This is a genomic window from Pseudomonas sp. GD04158, assembly GCF_029834875.1.
In the GTDB taxonomy this organism is placed as follows: domain Bacteria; phylum Pseudomonadota; class Gammaproteobacteria; order Pseudomonadales; family Pseudomonadaceae; genus Aquipseudomonas; species Aquipseudomonas hydrolytica.
Genome location: NZ_JAODYT010000010.1, coordinates 17,702 through 34,541 on the forward strand (window position 1 = coordinate 17,702; position 16,840 = coordinate 34,541).

At 64.2% G+C, this 16,840-nt stretch carries 17 protein-coding genes and 1 pseudogene; 8 read left to right on the plus strand and 10 right to left on the minus strand.

The annotated features are described in order from the left end of the window. Window positions 1-31 precede the first annotated feature (31 nt). The 3 genes from sixA to N7333_RS06285 are packed head-to-tail and all read right to left on the minus strand — an operon-like array spanning window position 32 to window position 1,885. Entirely contained in the window at window positions 32-490 is a 459-nt protein-coding gene (gene sixA / locus N7333_RS06275) for a phosphohistidine phosphatase SixA (protein WP_279858589.1), read from the minus strand. Then, window positions 487-834 carry a DUF4389 domain-containing protein gene (locus N7333_RS06280; protein ID WP_279858591.1) on the minus strand — a complete coding sequence of 116 codons (348 nt, stop codon included), beginning with the start codon at window positions 832-834 and terminating at the stop codon, window positions 487-489. The genes sixA and N7333_RS06280 overlap by 4 nt, the downstream gene beginning before the upstream one ends. 28 nt (window positions 835-862) lie before the next feature. Then, window positions 863-1,885: an NAD(P)H-dependent glycerol-3-phosphate dehydrogenase gene (locus N7333_RS06285; protein ID WP_279858592.1), complete on the minus strand. Its 1,023-nt coding sequence runs from the start codon at window positions 1,883-1,885 to the stop codon at window positions 863-865. Window positions 1,886-2,156: 271 nt separating this feature from the next. On the opposite strand from N7333_RS06285, the gene N7333_RS06290 reads away from it, so the two are divergent. The 3 genes from N7333_RS06290 (at window position 2,157) to fabB (ending at window position 6,014) form a co-directional block, all read left to right on the plus strand. Beyond that, entirely contained in the window at window positions 2,157-4,052 is a 1,896-nt protein-coding gene (locus N7333_RS06290; RefSeq protein WP_279858593.1) for an ATP-binding protein, read from the plus strand. A 214-nt stretch (window positions 4,053-4,266) separates the two neighbouring features. Then, window positions 4,267-4,782 carry a 3-hydroxyacyl-[acyl-carrier-protein] dehydratase FabA gene (fabA, locus tag N7333_RS06295; protein ID WP_148118036.1) on the plus strand — a complete coding sequence of 172 codons (516 nt, stop codon included), beginning with the start codon at window positions 4,267-4,269 and terminating at the stop codon, window positions 4,780-4,782. Window positions 4,783-4,793: 11 nt separating this feature from the next. Then, window positions 4,794-6,014 (plus strand): beta-ketoacyl-ACP synthase I, encoded by a 1,221-nt coding sequence (gene fabB, locus N7333_RS06300; protein WP_096826585.1) that lies wholly within the window; start codon window positions 4,794-4,796, stop codon window positions 6,012-6,014. A 90-nt stretch (window positions 6,015-6,104) separates the two neighbouring features. Here fabB and N7333_RS06305 read toward each other — a convergent pair. The 5 genes and pseudogenes from N7333_RS06305 to N7333_RS06325 form a co-directional block, all read right to left on the minus strand. Then, window positions 6,105-7,403 (minus strand): annotated as a pseudogene (locus N7333_RS06305) (methyl-accepting chemotaxis protein); the annotation flags it as partial. 264 nt (window positions 7,404-7,667) lie between these two features. Continuing rightward, window positions 7,668-8,018, minus strand: coding sequence for a hypothetical protein (locus N7333_RS06310; protein WP_279858595.1), 351 nt, complete (start codon window positions 8,016-8,018; stop codon window positions 7,668-7,670). 4 nt (window positions 8,019-8,022) lie between these two features. Continuing rightward, the gene (locus N7333_RS06315) at window positions 8,023-8,703 is read right to left on the minus strand and encodes a dual specificity protein phosphatase family protein (protein ID WP_148118034.1); all 681 of its coding nucleotides are present in this window, start codon (window positions 8,701-8,703) and stop codon (window positions 8,023-8,025) included. Beyond that, window positions 8,700-9,425, minus strand: a complete 726-nt coding sequence (locus tag N7333_RS06320; RefSeq protein ID WP_279858596.1) for a phosphatase PAP2 family protein — start codon at window positions 9,423-9,425, stop codon at window positions 8,700-8,702. The genes N7333_RS06315 and N7333_RS06320 overlap by 4 nt, the downstream gene beginning before the upstream one ends. Window positions 9,426-9,434: 9 nt before the next feature. After that, entirely contained in the window at window positions 9,435-11,393 is a 1,959-nt protein-coding gene (locus tag N7333_RS06325) for an LTA synthase family protein (protein WP_148118032.1), read from the minus strand. A 103-nt stretch (window positions 11,394-11,496) separates the two neighbouring features. Between N7333_RS06325 and N7333_RS06330 the strand changes: the two genes are divergently transcribed. From N7333_RS06330 to N7333_RS06350, 5 genes are all read left to right on the plus strand, one after another. Next, complete coding sequence (locus tag N7333_RS06330; RefSeq protein WP_148118031.1) at window positions 11,497-12,180, plus strand: response regulator transcription factor; 684 nt, start codon at window positions 11,497-11,499, stop codon at window positions 12,178-12,180. Further along, window positions 12,170-13,438 carry a HAMP domain-containing sensor histidine kinase gene (locus N7333_RS06335; protein WP_279858600.1) on the plus strand — a complete coding sequence of 423 codons (1,269 nt, stop codon included), beginning with the start codon at window positions 12,170-12,172 and terminating at the stop codon, window positions 13,436-13,438. Before N7333_RS06330 ends, N7333_RS06335 begins: the two co-directional genes overlap by 11 nt. 81 nt (window positions 13,439-13,519) lie before the next feature. Continuing rightward, entirely contained in the window at window positions 13,520-14,209 is a 690-nt protein-coding gene (locus N7333_RS06340; protein WP_148118029.1) for a class I SAM-dependent methyltransferase, read from the plus strand. A gap of 1 nt (window position 14,210) precedes the next feature. Beyond that, entirely contained in the window at window positions 14,211-14,915 is a 705-nt protein-coding gene (locus tag N7333_RS06345; protein WP_096826587.1) for a lipopolysaccharide kinase InaA family protein, read from the plus strand. After that, window positions 14,912-15,298, plus strand: coding sequence for a diacylglycerol kinase (locus N7333_RS06350; RefSeq protein WP_096826588.1), 387 nt, complete (start codon window positions 14,912-14,914; stop codon window positions 15,296-15,298). The genes N7333_RS06345 and N7333_RS06350 overlap by 4 nt, the downstream gene beginning before the upstream one ends. Here N7333_RS06350 and N7333_RS06355 read toward each other — a convergent pair whose 3' ends face one another. Beyond that, entirely contained in the window at window positions 15,299-15,763 is a 465-nt protein-coding gene (locus tag N7333_RS06355; RefSeq protein ID WP_096826589.1) for a DUF3859 domain-containing protein, read from the minus strand. Window positions 15,764-15,829: 66 nt separating this feature from the next. Continuing rightward, entirely contained in the window at window positions 15,830-16,840 is a 1,011-nt protein-coding gene (locus N7333_RS06360; RefSeq protein ID WP_012018780.1) for an amidohydrolase family protein, read from the minus strand.

A 16,840-nucleotide genomic window follows, 5' to 3' on the forward strand; every position in this document is an offset into this window, starting at 1 on the left:
GGTTTTCCGGCCAAAGCCGCAGGCAGCGCGCTCAGCGCGGATGAATCAACGCCAGCAGCTCCATCAGCCCGGCGGCGGGTATGTCACCCTCCAGCTCGGCCAGGCTGGCGGTGCGCATCGGCAACGGATCCTGGCGGTGACCGTGCACCAGCAAACCACCGAGGGCGCCGATCAGGGGTTGATGGCTGACCAGCAGCACCTCGGCACCGGCACGCTCGTCGAGGTACTTGAGCACTTCGCGCGGGTCGCTGTCCGGCGTCAGCCAGGCCACGGTGCCCACCTTGCCGGCAAAGCCCAGCGCGCCCCGCACCAGTTCGGCGGTTTGCTGAGCGCGTACGTAGGGGCTGGCAAGAATCGCCGTGAGGGGGCGCCCGGCCAACTGGGCGGCGGCCTGGCGCACCTCCTCGCGGCCATGGGCAGTGAGCTCGCGCGCCGCGTCGCTGGCTGCCTGCGGCTCGGCCTGGCCGTGACGCAGCAGCCAAAGCCTCACAGCTTCGGCTCCTCGTCACGCACCGGATGCGGCGCCGGGGGAACGCTGTGCGCGGCCTCGCCTTCCGGAGCGCGAGGCATCGGCCAGTCGGCGAACGGCCAGGGTTTTTCATCGGTGTTGAAGGTACCGAAACGACCGATCTGCGCCAGGTACTGGCTGAGGCTGTCGCCAAAGCCCAGCAGACCGGCATTCGGTGCGCCGTAGAACAGGCGGTAGCCCAGCTGCAGCAGAACCACGGCACCGAGCAGCAGCTCGGCCAGCTGCCAGACGATGACGAAGATCACCATCCACAGAATGCGCAGCAGAATCGACTCGCGTTCCAGTTCCCGCTTTTCATCGCTCATGACTCACTCTCCTTGATTGGCTGCCGGTTCAGAAACCGGCTGTGGGGATGAAATCGACATCGGTCTTGGGCTCGCCGCGCATCAGCAGCTCGATCACCTGAGCCAGCGTACGCCCCTCGAACAGCACGGCATGCAGCCCCGCGACCAGCGGCATGTACACCTCCAGTTCCTCGGCACGCGCCTTGAGGACCTTCAGAGTATTGACCCCTTCGGCGACCTCGCCGAGGCGTTGCACCGCCTCGTCCAGGCTCAGCCCCTCGCCCAGGGCGAAGCCGACCTGATAGTTGCGGCTTTTCGGCGAAGAACAGGTAACGATCAGATCGCCCACGCCGGCCAGGCCGAGGAAGGTCATGGGGTTGGCGCCCAGCTTGACGGCGAAGCGGGTCATCTCCGCCAGCGCACGGGTGATCAGCATGCTCTTGGTGTTCTCGCCCATGCCGAGCGCCGCGGCCATGCCGGACATGATGGCGTAGACATTCTTCAGCGCGCCGCCGAGCTCGACGCCAAAGCGGTCGGCACTGGCATAGACGCGGAAGGTTCGCCCATGCAGCGCCTGCTGGACACACAGGCACAGCTCTTCGTCCTCGCTGGCGATCACCGTGGCGGTCAGCGCATGGTCGGCCACCTCCTTGGCCAGGTTCGGCCCGGACAGCACACCAATGCGGGCATCGGGAGCGATCTCCTCGAGAATCTCGCTCATCAGCTTGAAGGTCCTGGCTTCGATGCCCTTGGTGGTGCTGACCAGCATCTTGCCGGACAGCTGCGCCGCCACCGGCTGCAAGGCATCGCGCAACGCGCTGGACGGCAGCGCGACAAAAACCAGCTCGGCCTGCTGCAGCGCGGCGCCAAGGTCGCTGGTCGGCTCGATGCCCGGATGCAGCTTGACGCCCTTGAGGTAGCGCGGATTCTCGCCACTGCGGCGCATCTGCTCGGCCTGCTCGGGGTCGCGCATCCATTGCAGGACGCGCTGGCCGTTTTCCGCCAGCAGATTGGCCAGGGCGGTGCCGAAGCTGCCGCCGCCGAGTACGGCAATGGGTTGGAGCTCTGTCATATCTCTTCCGAATGAAGCCATGCGCGATGGCGGTCTGCAGGCATTATACGGAGCCGAGAGTGACCGGCCAGGGCAAAAGTTCAGCGTGCCGGACGGCAAACGCGAATTACCGCAGACTGCAAGCGCCGGAAGCTGGCAAACAATGGCGGGTCGGTTAACATGCCAGCCTGACGTCAATTGCCAAGGACGATTCGTGCCCACAGGCAGCCCCTTGCCCCCGCCCTGCGCCTCTCGCCAGGCAGTAGCGCCACTTTCCAGGGACGGTACAACCATGAACCAGCGTCGCGGCTGGAACATTCACACCCGCACCCAGTTGATCAGCGTGGGCCCCGCCCTGCTGCTGACGCTGCTGCTGACCGGTTTTCTCACCTTCACCCGCCTGCAGGATCTGCGCCTGGAACAGGGTCATACCGGTCAATTGATTGCCAACCAGCTCGCGCCCGCCACCCAGTACGGCGTGCTCAATGACAATCTGAACACCCTGGAAAACCTGCTACGGGCCACCTTGAGCACTCCCGACGTGCGCTTTGCCGAGGTGCGCGACCGCGACGACAACATCCTGGTCTACGTCGAACGCCCCAAGGAGCAGGGGCACAGCACAGCGCAGGTGGAGGTATTTCAGGCACCGATTCACTTGCAAGGTCCGCCAGGCCGTGAATGGCCATTGCCGCCGGGCAGGTCACTCGGCGACGGCTACCTGGGTCGGGTGATCGTAGGCATATCCAATGACACCTTCAGCACCCGCCAGCAGGAAATCCTGCTCAAGGCCGGGGTTCTGTCGCTGTTCGCCCTGCTGCTGACCTTTCTTCTCGCCAGACGCCTGGCCCGGCGCCTGGCGCAGCCCCTGAGCGCCATGGGCCAGGCGCTGGAGCGCATCCAGAGCGGCGATTACCGGCCCTCGCTGATCGAACGCGGCAACGACGAGCTGACCGATCTCGCCCGGCATATCAACAACCTCGCCTGCGCCCTGGAGCAGAGCGGCCGCGAGCAGCAACAGGCGATTGCCGAACTGATCCAGGCCCGCGAGGAATCGGAACAGGCCAACCGTGCCAAGTCCGACTTTCTGGCGATGATGAGCCACGAACTGCGCACACCGATGAACGGCGTGCTGGGCATGCTGCAGTTGCTGGAAACCACCAGCCTCAACGACGAGCAGACCGAGTACGCCGCCCTGGCCACCGAATCCACCGAGCATCTGCTCAAGGTTATCAACGACATCCTCGACTTCTCGCGCATTGAACGCGGCGCGCTGGAGCTCGAAGCCATCCCCTTCAACCTGCTGGAGCTGCTGCAGGGCTCGGTGCAGGTGTTCCAGCACAGCGCCCAGCAGCGGGGCCTGCAACTGCTGCTGGAAACCCAGCCGGGCCTGCAGCAGCTCGAAGTGCGCGGCGACCCCACCCGCATCCGCCAGATCCTGGTCAACCTGATCGGCAATGCGCTGAAGTTCACCGAGGAAGGACAGATTCGCGTCGAGACCCGCTGGCAACCACTGGACGACCAGGTGCTGTGGTTCACCTGCGCCGTGCACGACAGCGGCATCGGCATCGATGCCGAGCGCCTGGAGCACATGTTCGACGCCTTCCAGCAGGCCGACACCTCGATTTCGCGTCGCTATGGCGGCACCGGTCTCGGCCTGCCCATCGCTCGCACGCTGGCCGAACGCATGGGGGGCACCCTGCAGGCGGAAAGCCAGCTGGGCAAGGGCTCGGTGTTCACCCTGGAGATTCCGCTACCGTTCTGCGAGCAAAGCAGACAGGTGCAGAGCGGCGCCCACCCCGCCCCCGCCAGCGGTGACGGCCAGGCCGTGCTGCTGGTGGAGGACAACCCGGTCAACCAGACCGTGATCGAGGCCATGTTGCGCAGCCTGGGCTATCAGGTCAGCCTGGTCGGCGACGGCCAGCAGGCGCTGCAGAGCGTCGCCCAGCATGCCTATGCAGCCATTCTCATGGATTGCCGCCTGCCGCTGATGGACGGCTATGAAGCGACGCGGCGCATCCGCCAGCAGGCCGGCGGCCAGCAGATACCCATCATCGCCCTCACCGCCAATGCCCTGCAGGGCGACCGGGAGGCCTGCCTGGCGGCGGGAATGAACGATTACCTGGCCAAACCATTCAAAAGAGCAGACCTGCAACGCATCCTGGAGCGCTGGCTGCCAGCCCGACCATAGGCGAGTGGCTTCCGTGACGGTGCAGGGTTACAAGGAGAAACTGCTGTGGCTGTGACAATGCCAGTACAGCAGAGTACAACTGTACTCACTGCGCTGTGACTTTCACCACAACGCAACAGTCTATGACTAGGCTGCCGGCAGACGCCTACCCAGGTGTGGCCGGCCAGGACGATTCGCCCAGCCTTAGAAGCGTGGGGACAATTGAGGAGCTCGCATGACAAGACAAAACGCCTACACCCGGGAAGACCTGCTCGCCTGCAGCCGCGGCGAACTGTTCGGTCCGGGGAACGCGCAACTGCCCGCCCCGAACATGCTGATGATCGATCGCATCGTTCACATCAGCGAGACCGGCGGCAAGCACGGCAAGGGCGAAATCGTCGCTGAGCTCGATATCAATCCGGACCTGTGGTTCTTCGGCTGCCATTTCGAAGGCGACCCGGTCATGCCCGGCTGCCTCGGCCTCGACGCCATGTGGCAGCTGGTCGGTTTCTACCTCGGCTGGCAGGGCAACCCGGGCCGCGGCCGCGCCCTGGGCAGCGGTGAGGTGAAATTCTTCGGCCAGGTCCTGCCGACCGCCAAGAAGGTCACCTACAACATCCACATCAAGCGCACCATCAACCGCTCGCTGATCCTCGGCATCGCCGACGGCAGCGTCAGCGTCGACGGCCGCGAGATCTATAGCGCCGAAGGCCTGCGCGTGGGCCTGTTCACCTCCACCGACAGTTTCTGAAGGACTTGCACATGCGTCGTGTAGTGATCACCGGTCTGGGCATCGTTTCCTGCCTGGGCACTGACAAAGAAGCCGTAGCCGCCAGCCTGCGCGCCGGCAAGTCGGGCATCCGCTTCAACCCGTCCTATGCCGAGATGGGCCTGCGCAGCCAGGTCTCCGGCTCGGTCGACCTGAACCTGGAAGAGCTGATCGACCGCAAGGTCTACCGTTTCATGGGCGACGCCGCCGCCTTTGCCTACCTGTCCATGGAGCAGGCGATCAAGGATGCCGGCCTCAGCGAAGAGCAGGTTTCCAACCCGCGCACCGGCCTGATCGCCGGCAGCGGCGGCGCCTCCACCTTCAACCAGATGGAAGCCCTCGATACCCTGCGCGAGAAAGGCGTCAAGCGTGTCGGCCCGTACCGCGTACCGCGTACCATGGGCAGCACCGTGTCCGCCTGCCTGGCCACGCCGTTCAAGATCAAGGGCGTGAACTACTCGATCTCCTCGGCCTGCGCCACCAGTGCTCATTGCATCGGCCACGCCATGGAGCAGATCCAGATGGGCAAGCAGGACATGGTCTTCGCCGGCGGCGGTGAAGAAGAACACTGGAGCCAGAGCTTCCTGTTCGATGCCATGGGCGCCCTCTCCACCCAGTACAACGAAACCCCGGACAAGGCCTCGCGCGCCTACGACGCCAAGCGTGACGGTTTCGTCATCGCCGGTGGCGGCGGCATGGTGGTGGTCGAGGAGCTGGAGCACGCCCTGGCCCGCGGCGCCAAGATCTACGCTGAAATCGTCGGCTACGGCGCCACCAGCGATGGCTACGACATGGTCGCGCCGAGCGGCGAAGGTGCGGTGCGCTGCATGCAGCAGGCCCTGGCCACCGTCGACACGCCGATCGACTACCTCAACACCCACGGCACCTCCACCCCGGTCGGCGACGTTGCCGAGAGCCGCGCGGTACGTGAAGTGTTCGGCGACAAGATGCCGGCCATCAGCTCGACCAAGAGCCTCTCCGGCCACAGCCTGGGCGCTGCCGGCGTGCAGGAAGCGATCTACTGCATGCTGATGATGGAAGGCAACTTCATCGCCGCCTCGGCCAACATCGACGAAGTCGACCCGGACGTCGCCGATCTGCCGATCCAGCTCAAGACCGTGGAGAACGCCAAGCTCGACACCGTGATGAGCAACAGCTTCGGCTTCGGCGGCACCAACGCCACCCTGGTGCTCAAGCGCTGGACCGGCAAGTGATCGCTACGCCGCAGTAACGAGAACGGCGCCTTCGGGCGCCGTTTTCATTTGCCGATCAAGGCCGCACCATATGCGGCCCTCCACGCGTCGTCATACCTTGAAGCGTGCCACCAGATTGTTCAGGTCCACGGCCAGACGCGACAGCTCCTGGCTGGCTGCGCTGGTCTGATTGGCACCAGCCGAGGTCTGCAGCGACAGATCGCGAATGTTCATCAGATTGCGATCCACCTCGCGCGCCACCTGTGCCTGTTCCTCCGACGCGCTGGCTATCACCAGGTTGCGCTCGTTGATCGAGGCAATCGCCTGGGTGATCAGCTCCAGCGCCGAACCGGCCGCCTGCGCCACCTCCAGCGTGGAGCGAGCCCGGCTGTTGCTGCTCTGCATGGAGCCGACGGCCTGATCGGTACCGCTCTGGATGGCGCCGATCATCTGCTCGATCTCCTGCGTGGACTGCTGGGTACGGTGGGCCAGGGCCCGCACCTCATCCGCCACCACGGCAAAGCCACGTCCCGCGTCGCCGGCACGAGCCGCCTCGATGGCGGCGTTGAGTGCCAGCAGATTGGTCTGCTCGGCGATGGAGCGGATCACGTCGAGCACCTTGCTGATCTCGCGCACGCGGTTGGCCAGTTGCTCGACCTCCCCTGCCGTGCCGTTGACATCATCGGCCAGCTGGCTGATCGAGCTGACGGTCTGACGCACCTGCTCGCGCCCCTGCAGGGCCGTGGCATTGGATTCGCGCGATGCCTCGGAGGTGCTGACGGCGTTGCGCGCCACTTCCTCAACCGCCGCGGTCATCTGGTTGACCGCCGTTGCGGCCTGTTCGATCTCGGTGTTCTGCTGATGCAGGCCGCGAGTCGAATCCTCGGTCACCGCGTGCAGCTCTTCGGAGGCGGAAGCCAGCTGATTGGACGAGTCGGAAATGCTCTGAATGGTGGTACGCAAGCTCTGCTGCATGCTTTTCAGGGCAGTCAGCAAACGCGCAGGCTCGTCGGTGCCGTCGATATGGATCTCCTGGGTGAGGTCTCCACCCGCCACCACCTCGGCCACCCGCACCGCCTCGTTCAGCGGGCCGACGATACTGCGCGTCAGCAGCACGGCCAGGCCGATGGTGGTAAGGATGGCCAACGCTACCGCAATGAAGATGCCGTTGCGGGCACTGACATTGGCCCCTTCGATTTCGGCCGAGGCCTGGTCGACGCCCTTGCGGTTGATTTCGGTCAGTTCGACGAGTGCCGTCGATATATCGTCGGAATGCCGATTCAAAGCCCCCGTATGGAAGCGCTGCAACGCCGCGTCAAAATCACCTCGCTGAGCTGGCTCAAGCACTTGCGAACGTTCTTCCAGGTAGGCGCGTTCGGATGCGCGCAAGCGTCCATATACGTCTCGTTCAGGAATACGAGATAAGAAAGTGCGACAAAATCGCCTTGATTAGAATTAACGAGAAGTTGAGAGAAACGGCGAGTGGCGGGTGAATCCTCAAGCGATACCAGAAGATCCAGGGCGGCAAATCAGGATTTGGTGCGACGCGCGCAGCGTCTACAGGACAGAGCGTGATCGCAAGCGGAGAAGGTGGATACGGAGTCCACTCTGAGCAGAGTCCATCAGCCTCGGTGCGGTGCTGGTTCCGTATTACCTATCGCAGAAAGGAACATACTAACGACGTAGTGCCTTGGCCATCGCCTGCCCGACATGATGGCGCCACTCTTCATCGCGCCAGTGGTCCCTCTGACGAGCCTGCCAGTCATCGAGGCGCTGCCCACCCTGACACTGGCGGAAACCGTCCTCCCAGCCCTGGGCATACAGCGGCTCTGACATATAGCGCGGCACGTTCTTGTCGAACTGGCCCAGTGGTCCCGCCACCGAGCGCCCGCTGCTGCAACCGGCCTCGAAGCCCTCGACGAAGGCCGGCGGATAATTCACCGCCAACATTTGCTCGCGAAGGCTTTGGCAACCGAACAGGTTCAGTAGCGCAAAAGCGCAGATCAGCAAGCGTGCGAGGCGCATGGCTTCATGCGCCTTCGACCGAGCCCAGTAGACGATCCTTGAGCGCGCACAGCGCCCAGGGGCTGGTGCTGCAGGCGCCATTAGCCAAGGCCGAACGCAACGTCGGTATGTCGGACTCGCGCAGGTAACGCTCGGCGTCGTCCATGCGCTCCTGGCCACCAAAGCCACCGCCACGCATTTCCGCCAGCGCCTGCTCCTTGCTCCAGTTCTGGTAGATCACCCGGTACATGGCGGCAATGAGCCCCGTACGATTCTGCCCGTGCTTGCAGTGAATCAGAACGCGGCCACGGCTTTGCGCCTGGCGAATGCTGCGTAGCACTTCGATGACGTCGGCATCGTCGATACGGTCGGTACGCAGCGGCAGATGCACCTGAACAACCTTGGGATCCTTCAGCCACTGCTCATCGCCGCGCTGATAGAAGTTGATCACCGTGGCGATGCCCAGGGCCTGCAGCTGTGGCAAGTCCCCGGCACTCGGCAAGGCGCTGCGATAGAGATCAGGCGCCATGCGATAGAGATTGATGCGGCTGTCCAGCGGTTGCGCCCAGTTGACCGGACGCGTGCTCTGCCCGGGTACCGGCGCAGTAGTGGCAGCCCAGGCCATGCTCAACGGCAGCGCCAACAGCGCGCCCAAAAACACCAGCGAGGCCAACGCCAGACGCAGGCCCTGTAGAAATCTGTTCATCGGCAGGTTTCTCCCCATTCAAGCGAGTTGCGCGATGGCTGTTCGACAGGTTGGCGATAGAGCAGCCAGCGGTAGGTCAGCACGCAGATTGTCCAATCGATCAGCAGCGTCCACAGGTTGTGCGAGAGAAAGTGCGCCCCTTGCAGCATGCGCCCCAGGGAAAACAGCGAGCCGAGCCCAAGTGCCGCCACCAGCGCAATACGTGCCATCCGCGGTCTGCGGTCACGCAGGACGAAGAACAGTGCCAGCAGCGAGAACCCCGCCGAGGCGTGACCGCCCGGCCAGCAGCGGCCGGGATTGGCGGTCGGTGCGCGCTCGGCCAGCAGCGGCGTGAATTGCTCCTGGCCGCCGAACTCGCTCAGGCTCCAGGGACAGTGCATGCCGGTGAGCGTTTTCAACGGGGTGACCAGCGAAGTCGACAGCCCCAGCGCCAGCACCAGATAGCCAAGCTGTCGGCGCCAGTGGCGTAGTCGCGTGGGCAGCAGGCTGAGCGCAAAGCCTGCGATAGCCAGCACACCGAGCAGGATCAGCGCCTGCTTGGCGCGGTCATGCAGGATGTCCTCGAGCCAGAAGCTGCTACGCCCGATGAAACCTTGTCCGGGTTCGTAGAACAGCCGCGCCAGGGCGAAATCCACCGGACTGGGATCGAACGCCAGCAGCAGCGCCATGAGCAGCAGCGGTATGCCGAGCGCCAGACGAAAGTCGAAATAACGGGACGACATTTCCACTCCTTAGCGCTCACTGAGTTGCTGGCTGGATTGGCTATCTGGATGCCAGGCCATCAGATGTTTACTGAAGGCATGGCTGGCGCCCTGGTAGTAAGCGATGTCGCGACGCAGCAGCGGATCGTCGCCATCGCTGCGCGACTCATGGCTCAGCCCCAGGGCGTCGTCATGGCGGCGCATGCCCCGACGCGGGCTGAGAATCGCCAGGTCCTTGCCGTCGAACAGTCCAAGATGCTGGTAGTTGCCCAGCAGCGCGCGGCCTGCTGGATGATCCGCGCGGAGCAGGTTGCGGCCGAAGAAGGTGGAGACGTAATCCAGATTGAGCAGGCCGAGCAGCGTCGGCGCCACGTCGATCTGGCTGGCCACATCGCTGTACTCGCCCGGCTCGATGTAGCTGGGGGCATAGATGAATAAGGGGATGTGGTAGTTGGCCACCGGCAGATCCTCACGCCCGGCACTGCCGGCGGTATGGTCGGCGACGAAGACGAATAGCGTCTGATCGAACCAGGGCTTGCTGCGCGCCTCGGCGAGGAACTGGCCGATGGCGTAATCGGTGTACTTCACCGCTCCTTCACGACCGTCGCCGGCGGCAATGTCGATGCGCCCGTCCGGGTAGGTGTAGGGACGGTGGTTGGAGGTAGTCATCAGTTGCAGGAGGAACGGCTTGCCGGCGGCATGATCAGCGTCGGCCACCTTGATCGCCTGGCGATAGAGATCCTCGTCGGCCATGCCCCAGGCGTTCTGGAAGCTCATCTCGGCCTCGTCGACGCTGCTCTGGTCGACAACGCGATAACCGTTGCCGCCGAAGAAGGCGTTCATGTTGTCGAAGTAGCCGCGGCCGCCGTAGACGAAGACACTGTCGTAGCCCTGGGCGCTCAGTTGCTGGCCCAGGCTGGCGTAACCGGACTCACGGCCGATGCGCTTGACGATGGAGCGCCCTGGTGTCGGCGGTACCGACAGGGTCAGCGCTTCAAGGCCGCGGTCGGTGCGCGTGCCGGTGGCGTAGAAGTTGGTGAAAATCAGGGCGTGCTTGCGCAGCTCGTCAAGGTTCGGGGTCAGCCCGCGGGTGTCGCCGAAACTGCCCAGATACTTGGCACTCAGGCTCTCGATGGTCACCAGCACCACATTGAGCTTGCGCGGCGAGCCGGGGTTGTCGATCAGCCGGCGGATGTCCTGCGGATCGCTGCCGATGAAACGGGCATTGGGCTCGGCCACCTCAGCGCGCAGCTGCGCAGCCACCAGCGTATCAGGCAAGGTGGCATAGAACTGCTGATAATCCAGTTCGTTGTTACGGAATGCGGCGAAGAACTGGTAGGGGCCGTTGCTGGCCAGCTCCCGCTGGTAGGTGTTGCCACCCAGGCCACGCGGCGCGTCCTGCCCGACCAGGCCACTGCACAGGCCTGCCAGCAACGCCAGCATGACCAGCGTACTGACAGCCTGCAGCGCAGGCAGGCGCGGTGCCTCCAGTGCGGCCCGCAGCGGCCGTCGCAGCGCCAGCGTCAGGCCTATGGCCAGGGCAGCCAGCAGGGCCAGCAACGGATAGATCGGATAGGACTCAAGGATGTTGTCCACCACCTCCTTGGAGTAAACGAGGTAGTCGACGGCGATGAAGTTGAAGCGCACGCCGAACTCGTCCCAGAACAGCCATTCGGCCACTGCGGTGAAGAGCATGGCGAACAGGCTGACGGCCACCAGGGCGACCAGCAGGCGCTGATGCCAGCGACGGCGCCATAACCAGGCCGGACAGAGCATCAGGTACAGGGCCAGCGGCAGCGCGGCGTACACCAGGAAGCTGAGGTCGTACACCAGGCCGACACCATACAGGCCAAGCAGCCCCGCCAGCGTCACGCCGGCATCGCCCAGGTGCCCGAGCAGCAATACGCTGCGGGTGAGGAAAAACACTGCCAGCCAGGCCAGCAGAATGATCGACAGATAACGAAGTTGCGCGTAATGAAGCCGTGGCATCGTATGATCCTTCCAGGATGAACGAGCCGCAGTCTGCGAGGCGCACCGTGAGCCTCTCGTCAAAGCCGTGTGAAAAAATCGTCAAACCCAGGAATAAACCGCGATGCGCATTCTGGTCATCGAAGACAACCGAGACATTCTCGCCAACGTGCTCGACTATCTGCAGCTCAAGGGCTTCTCCGTGGACTGCGCGCAAGACGGCCTGAGCGGCCTGCACCTGGCCAGCAGCGGTCATTACGACCTGATCGTGCTGGACATCATGCTGCCCGGCATCGACGGCTATCAGGTATGCAAGCGCCTGCGCGAGGATGGTCGCAGCGAAGTGCCGATCCTGATGCTCACTGCGCGAGATGCCCTGGATGATCGCCTGAAAGGACTCAATGCCGGTGCCGACGATTACCTGATCAAGCCCTTCGCCCTGTCCGAACTGGTGGCGCGCATCGAGGCGATCCTGCGCCGCAGCCGCGGCAGCCGCAAACGCCAGCTGCAGGTCGCCGACCTCAACTACGACCTCGACACCCTGCACGTCAGCCGCGCCGGCCAAGCGCTCAAACTCAACCCGCTGGGCCTCAAGCTGCTGGCCATTCTCATGCAGCGCAGCCCGGCCGTGGTGCGCCGTGAGGCGCTGGAAGAAGCGCTGTGGGGCGACGACTGCCCGGACAGCGACAGCCTGCGCAGCCACATTCACCAGTTGCGCCAGGTGCTCGACAAACCCTTCCCCACGCCCCTGCTGCATACCATTCACGGCGTCGGTTATCGCCTCGCGGAGAGCACCGATGCTGTCTAAGCAGCCGTTCGAGCGGCGCATCCTGATCGCCTTCGTGCTGATGACCACGGTGGTCAGCGGGCTGTTTTCCCTGAGCATCGTCGCGGTGGTGCATTTCATCGAGGAACACCTGGTATCGCAGGAGCTGAGCCGCGAGCTGCACGAAACATTGAACGAGGATATCCGTCAGGGGCGCTCGCCACGGCTCGACAGCAGCACCCGTTTCTTTTCCTCGGCATACCCGGACTATGCGATCCCGCCTGACTATCAGGGGTTGTCGGAAGGATTCAACGAGGTGGTCAGCGGCGAACAGGCGTTCTACGTGTACGTGGAGAACATCAATGGCGAAACCTACCTCCTGGTGGAGGATCAACAGGAGTTCGAAGCCAGGGAGAGCGCTCTTTTCAGTGTGGTCCTGGCTGGTTTTCTGCTCACCGTGATAGCGGCCTGGGGCCTGGGCCTGATCACCGCACGCAAGGTCATGGCCCCTGTCAGCCGCCTGGCCCAGCAGGTGCGCCACCGCGACCAGCTGCACCCGCTGGCGCCGCCCTTGGCCCCGGACTACCCCAACGACGAGATCGGCCAGCTGGCAGCTGCCTTCGACAGCACCTTGGGCCAGGTGCGCCAGTCCCTGGAACGCGAGCGCCTGTTCACCAGCGATGTCAGCCATGAGCTGCGCACGCCGCTGATGGTCATCGCCACCTCCTGCGAGCTGCTCGCCGAGGCGCCATTGGGCCCGCGCGAGAGGGAACAGGTGGCACGCATTGCCCGCGCCAGCGAGGAGATGCGTGAGCTGGTACAGACCTTCCTGCAGCTGGCGCGGGACAAGAGCAACGAAGCGGCATTCGTTGGCGACCGCAGCCTGGCCGCCATCGCCAATGAACAAGCCAGCCGCTGGGGCGACCTGATCAAGGAAAAGGGGCTGGATTTCCGGATGATCGATGAAGGCCAGGACGCTGGTCTGTACAACGCCACCTTTCTCGCCACGGTGATGAGCAACCTGCTGCGCAACGCCCTGCACTACACCGAGCACGGCGAGGTGCGTCTGATTCTCGAATCCGGCGCCTTTCGCATCGAGGACAGTGGTGCCGGCATTCCTGCCGAGCAGCACGAGCGGATCTTCCAGCCATTCGTACGCGGTGCCCAGGCCCGCGGCGAGGGCCTCGGCCTTGGCCTGTCGCTGGTCAAGCGCATCTGCGCCAAACAGGGCTGGCAGGTCAGCCTGGAGAGTGAGCCGGGCCATACGCGCTTTCGCGTGACACTCAACAATGGCGCTTGACGAAATTTTCACGTCCCTTTGACGGGACCTTGATGCGCGGCTCTCTAAGGTGGCGAACGTAACCATCAAGGGACGTTCGTCATGCCCAAGCCAAGCCCCATCGAACTGGATTTTTCCCGCAAGTACGATTTCGAGCACGCCCAGCAATACCTCCACAAGCACCAGGACGGCCTGTTTCGGCGCCTGTCCCACTGGCGCGACGTGCAGGTGGCGCGCCGCGCGCTGCAGCTGGCCGATCAGCCGAACCTGGTACTCGACCTGCCCTGCGGCGCCGGCCGCTTCTGGCCGATGCTCTGCGAACAGCCAAACCGGGTGATCTTCGCCGCCGACAACTCCGCCGACATGCTTGCCACCGCGCGTGCCGCGCAGGCGCCCGAGGTGGTGGCGAGGGTCAACAGCTTTCGCACCTCGGCCTTCGCTATCGACCTGAGTGCCAATGCAGTGGACTGCATCTTCTGCATTCGCCTGCTGCATCACATCGAGTCGGCCGAGCACCGTCTGGCCATCCTTCGCGAGTTCCACCGCGTCAGCCGCGACACGGTGATCGTCTCGCTGTGGGTCGACGGCAACTACAAGGCCTGGAAGCGTCGGCGCCTGGAGGCCAGGCGTGCCGCTCAGGGCCGTGCGGCGCAGAACCAGAACCGCTTCGTCGTTCCCCGCAAGACCGTGGAGGATGAGTTCCACCAAGCCGGCTTCGCCGTACTCGGCCACCTGGGCTTCCTGCCCGGCTACGCCATGTGGCGTACCTACGTACTGCGCAAGGTGGCCTGAAATGGGGGTTCTCAGCGAACAAGCACTGACCGCTCTGCCCTCGACCGAGTTCGATCGCTGGTGGCACAGCCCTGGTCAATGGGTCGAGCCGGCCAACCAGCGGCGCGGCGGCGAGAGCGGCGTACGCCTGCTGCAGCACTGGGACGGCAGCACGCCGCACCTCTACTGCAAACGCCAGAACGGACACACCTATCGCTCGCTGCGCCATCCATTGGGTCGGCCGACGATTCTGCGTGAGCTGCAGGCCTATCGTGCCCTCGCCCGCCTCAGCATTGGTACACCGAACATCGTCTACTGCGCAGCCCGCAAACAAGGCGGGCACTGGCAAGCCTTGCTGGTCACCGAAGCGTTGCCGGGCTTCGTCAGCCTGGAGCAATGGTACAGCGAGCCACATGCGCCACAGCTCAATCAGGTCATGCTGCAGCGCTTGGCGCAGACCCTGGCGCGCCTGCACCTGGGCGGTTGGCAGCACGGCTGCTGCTATGCCAAGCACCTGTTCGTCAAAGCCCGTAGCGATGGCGACGTGGACATCGCCCTGCTGGATCTGGAGAAGAGCCGGCGACGTTGGCGCGTCGCCAGCGCCTCGCGGCGCGACCTGGGCCAGCTGGATCGACACCGTGGCGCCATGCCCGACGCCGACATGGCTTACCTGCGCCAGGTTTACCAGCAGGCACTGAACGATCCCTGGGGCGGGTTTCCGCGATGAATGACAGTTCCGATCTGGACGCTCTGTCCTTCAAGGGGCGCCGCGGCCTGGCGCGCATCCTCGATGCCACCGGCTATTCGCTGGCCGGGCTACGTGCGGCCTATCAGGGCGAAGCGGCCTTTCGTCAACTGGTCTGGCTGAACCTGGTGCTGCTGCCGCTGGCCGGACTGGTCGATGTCAGCCGCGCCGAGCGTGCGTTGCTGGTGCTCGCGCCGCTGGTGGCACTGGTGGTGGAGCTGCTCAATTCCGCCATCGAGGCGGTGGTCGACCGCATCTCGCTGAACCTGCACCCGCTGTCCAAGCAGGCCAAGGACATGGGCAGCGCGGCGCAGATGGTCGCGCTGCTGATGATCGCCCTGACCTGGGCGATCATCCTGCTTTGATCAGCGCACCGTGAAACGCTGTTCGGCCAGCTTGCGGTCGCCCTGATAGACGATGAAGTGCCATTCGCCGGGCACCACCTCGTGGTGTTCGGTGAATTCGAAGGCCATCACGTCCTGCGGCGCGCCGACCACCAGCTTCTGCTGCACCTCGAACTTGTCGTGGCGCTGGCCGTCCGGCGTGACCACGCCTGGAGTGAGGTAAAGCAGGGTCAGCGGCGCATCACCCTCGCGCTTGCCGGCGAGGCTGTAGCGCAGGCCGAACTTGGTACCCAGCTTGGCGGGAATCTGTTCGGTACGCTGAATTTCCTGATTGCTGCGGGTCAGCACGCGCTCGCCGGGCTGGTAGTCCTGATACTGGCTGCTGAAGATGCCGTATTCCACCGGCCCTTCCACACGGACGTCGGCCTGGGTCAGGCCGGCAAAGGCGAAAAGACCGGCCATCACGGCCACTCGGGTGTAATGCATGGTGCGCTCCTCGTTGAGATGAGCGCGAGCCTATGACGCGCGAATGACAGGCTGATGACAGTCCTGCTAGCGATCCAGCTCGGCCTGCACCCGACGCGGCAGCACGGAGAGGAAATTGTCCCGTGCCACCTTGTGCGCGACCGCTTCCGGCAAGGCGTCGAGGAAGGGGTCGAAGCCTTTCATGTAATCGCCCAGGCTGCCAAAGCGCCCCACCACGTCCGAGCCGATCATGAAACGTTCCGGGTAACTGCTGACCAGCTGCACCCAGTCAGGATCGGGCTTGCCGTCCTGATCCAGCAGATAGGGACGCAGCATGGTCCAGGACAGGTCGATGTAGAGGTTGGGGTACTGGCCGAGCATGCGCTCCACGGTCGCCAGCAGATAGTCGAGCTTCTCCTGATGGCGATGAATTTCCGCACTGGTGCCGGCGTGGGCCCAGATGAAACGTACGTGGGGATGATTGCGCAGCGGCGCCTCGATTTCCTGCAGATAGATCGGCTCGCGCTCACGCTTGGAGGTGATGTTGGAATGCAGCATCACCGGCAGGTCGTACTCGGCAGCCAGATGAAAGACCCGCGCCAGGGCTTCGTTGTTGGCGCGCGGCGCACTGCCGTGGATCAGCGCGGTAAGGTCATCGTGACGGGTGAAGACCTCGCCGATGCCCTGCCACAGGCCAGGATCGAGCTCCAGCATGCGGCGGATATGCGCATCGGCGTTCTTGTCGTTGGGGTTGAAGCCGGAAAGAAAGGGATGAAAACGTTTGCGCTGCTCGGCCGGCAAACGCTTGTAGGCGGCGGCGATGAACACATCGGTGGCGCTGTACCAGTAGGCATTGGCGTCATCGCCTGCGTAGTAGCGCGGGCGCTTGGGCTCGTCCTCGTCCCACTTCTTGGCCACCGGGATGCCGGAGAACATCACGTGGTCGACATTGTTCTGCGCCATCTTTTCCAGCAACTCGTCCATGCCGGCGCTTTCCTGAAAGAAGTCGACGTAGTGCAGATGGGCGTCGCTGTAGCGGTACTCACGGGCCTGCACGCTGCAGGCGAGCATTGCGCTTAAGGCCAGCAGCCAGGGCAT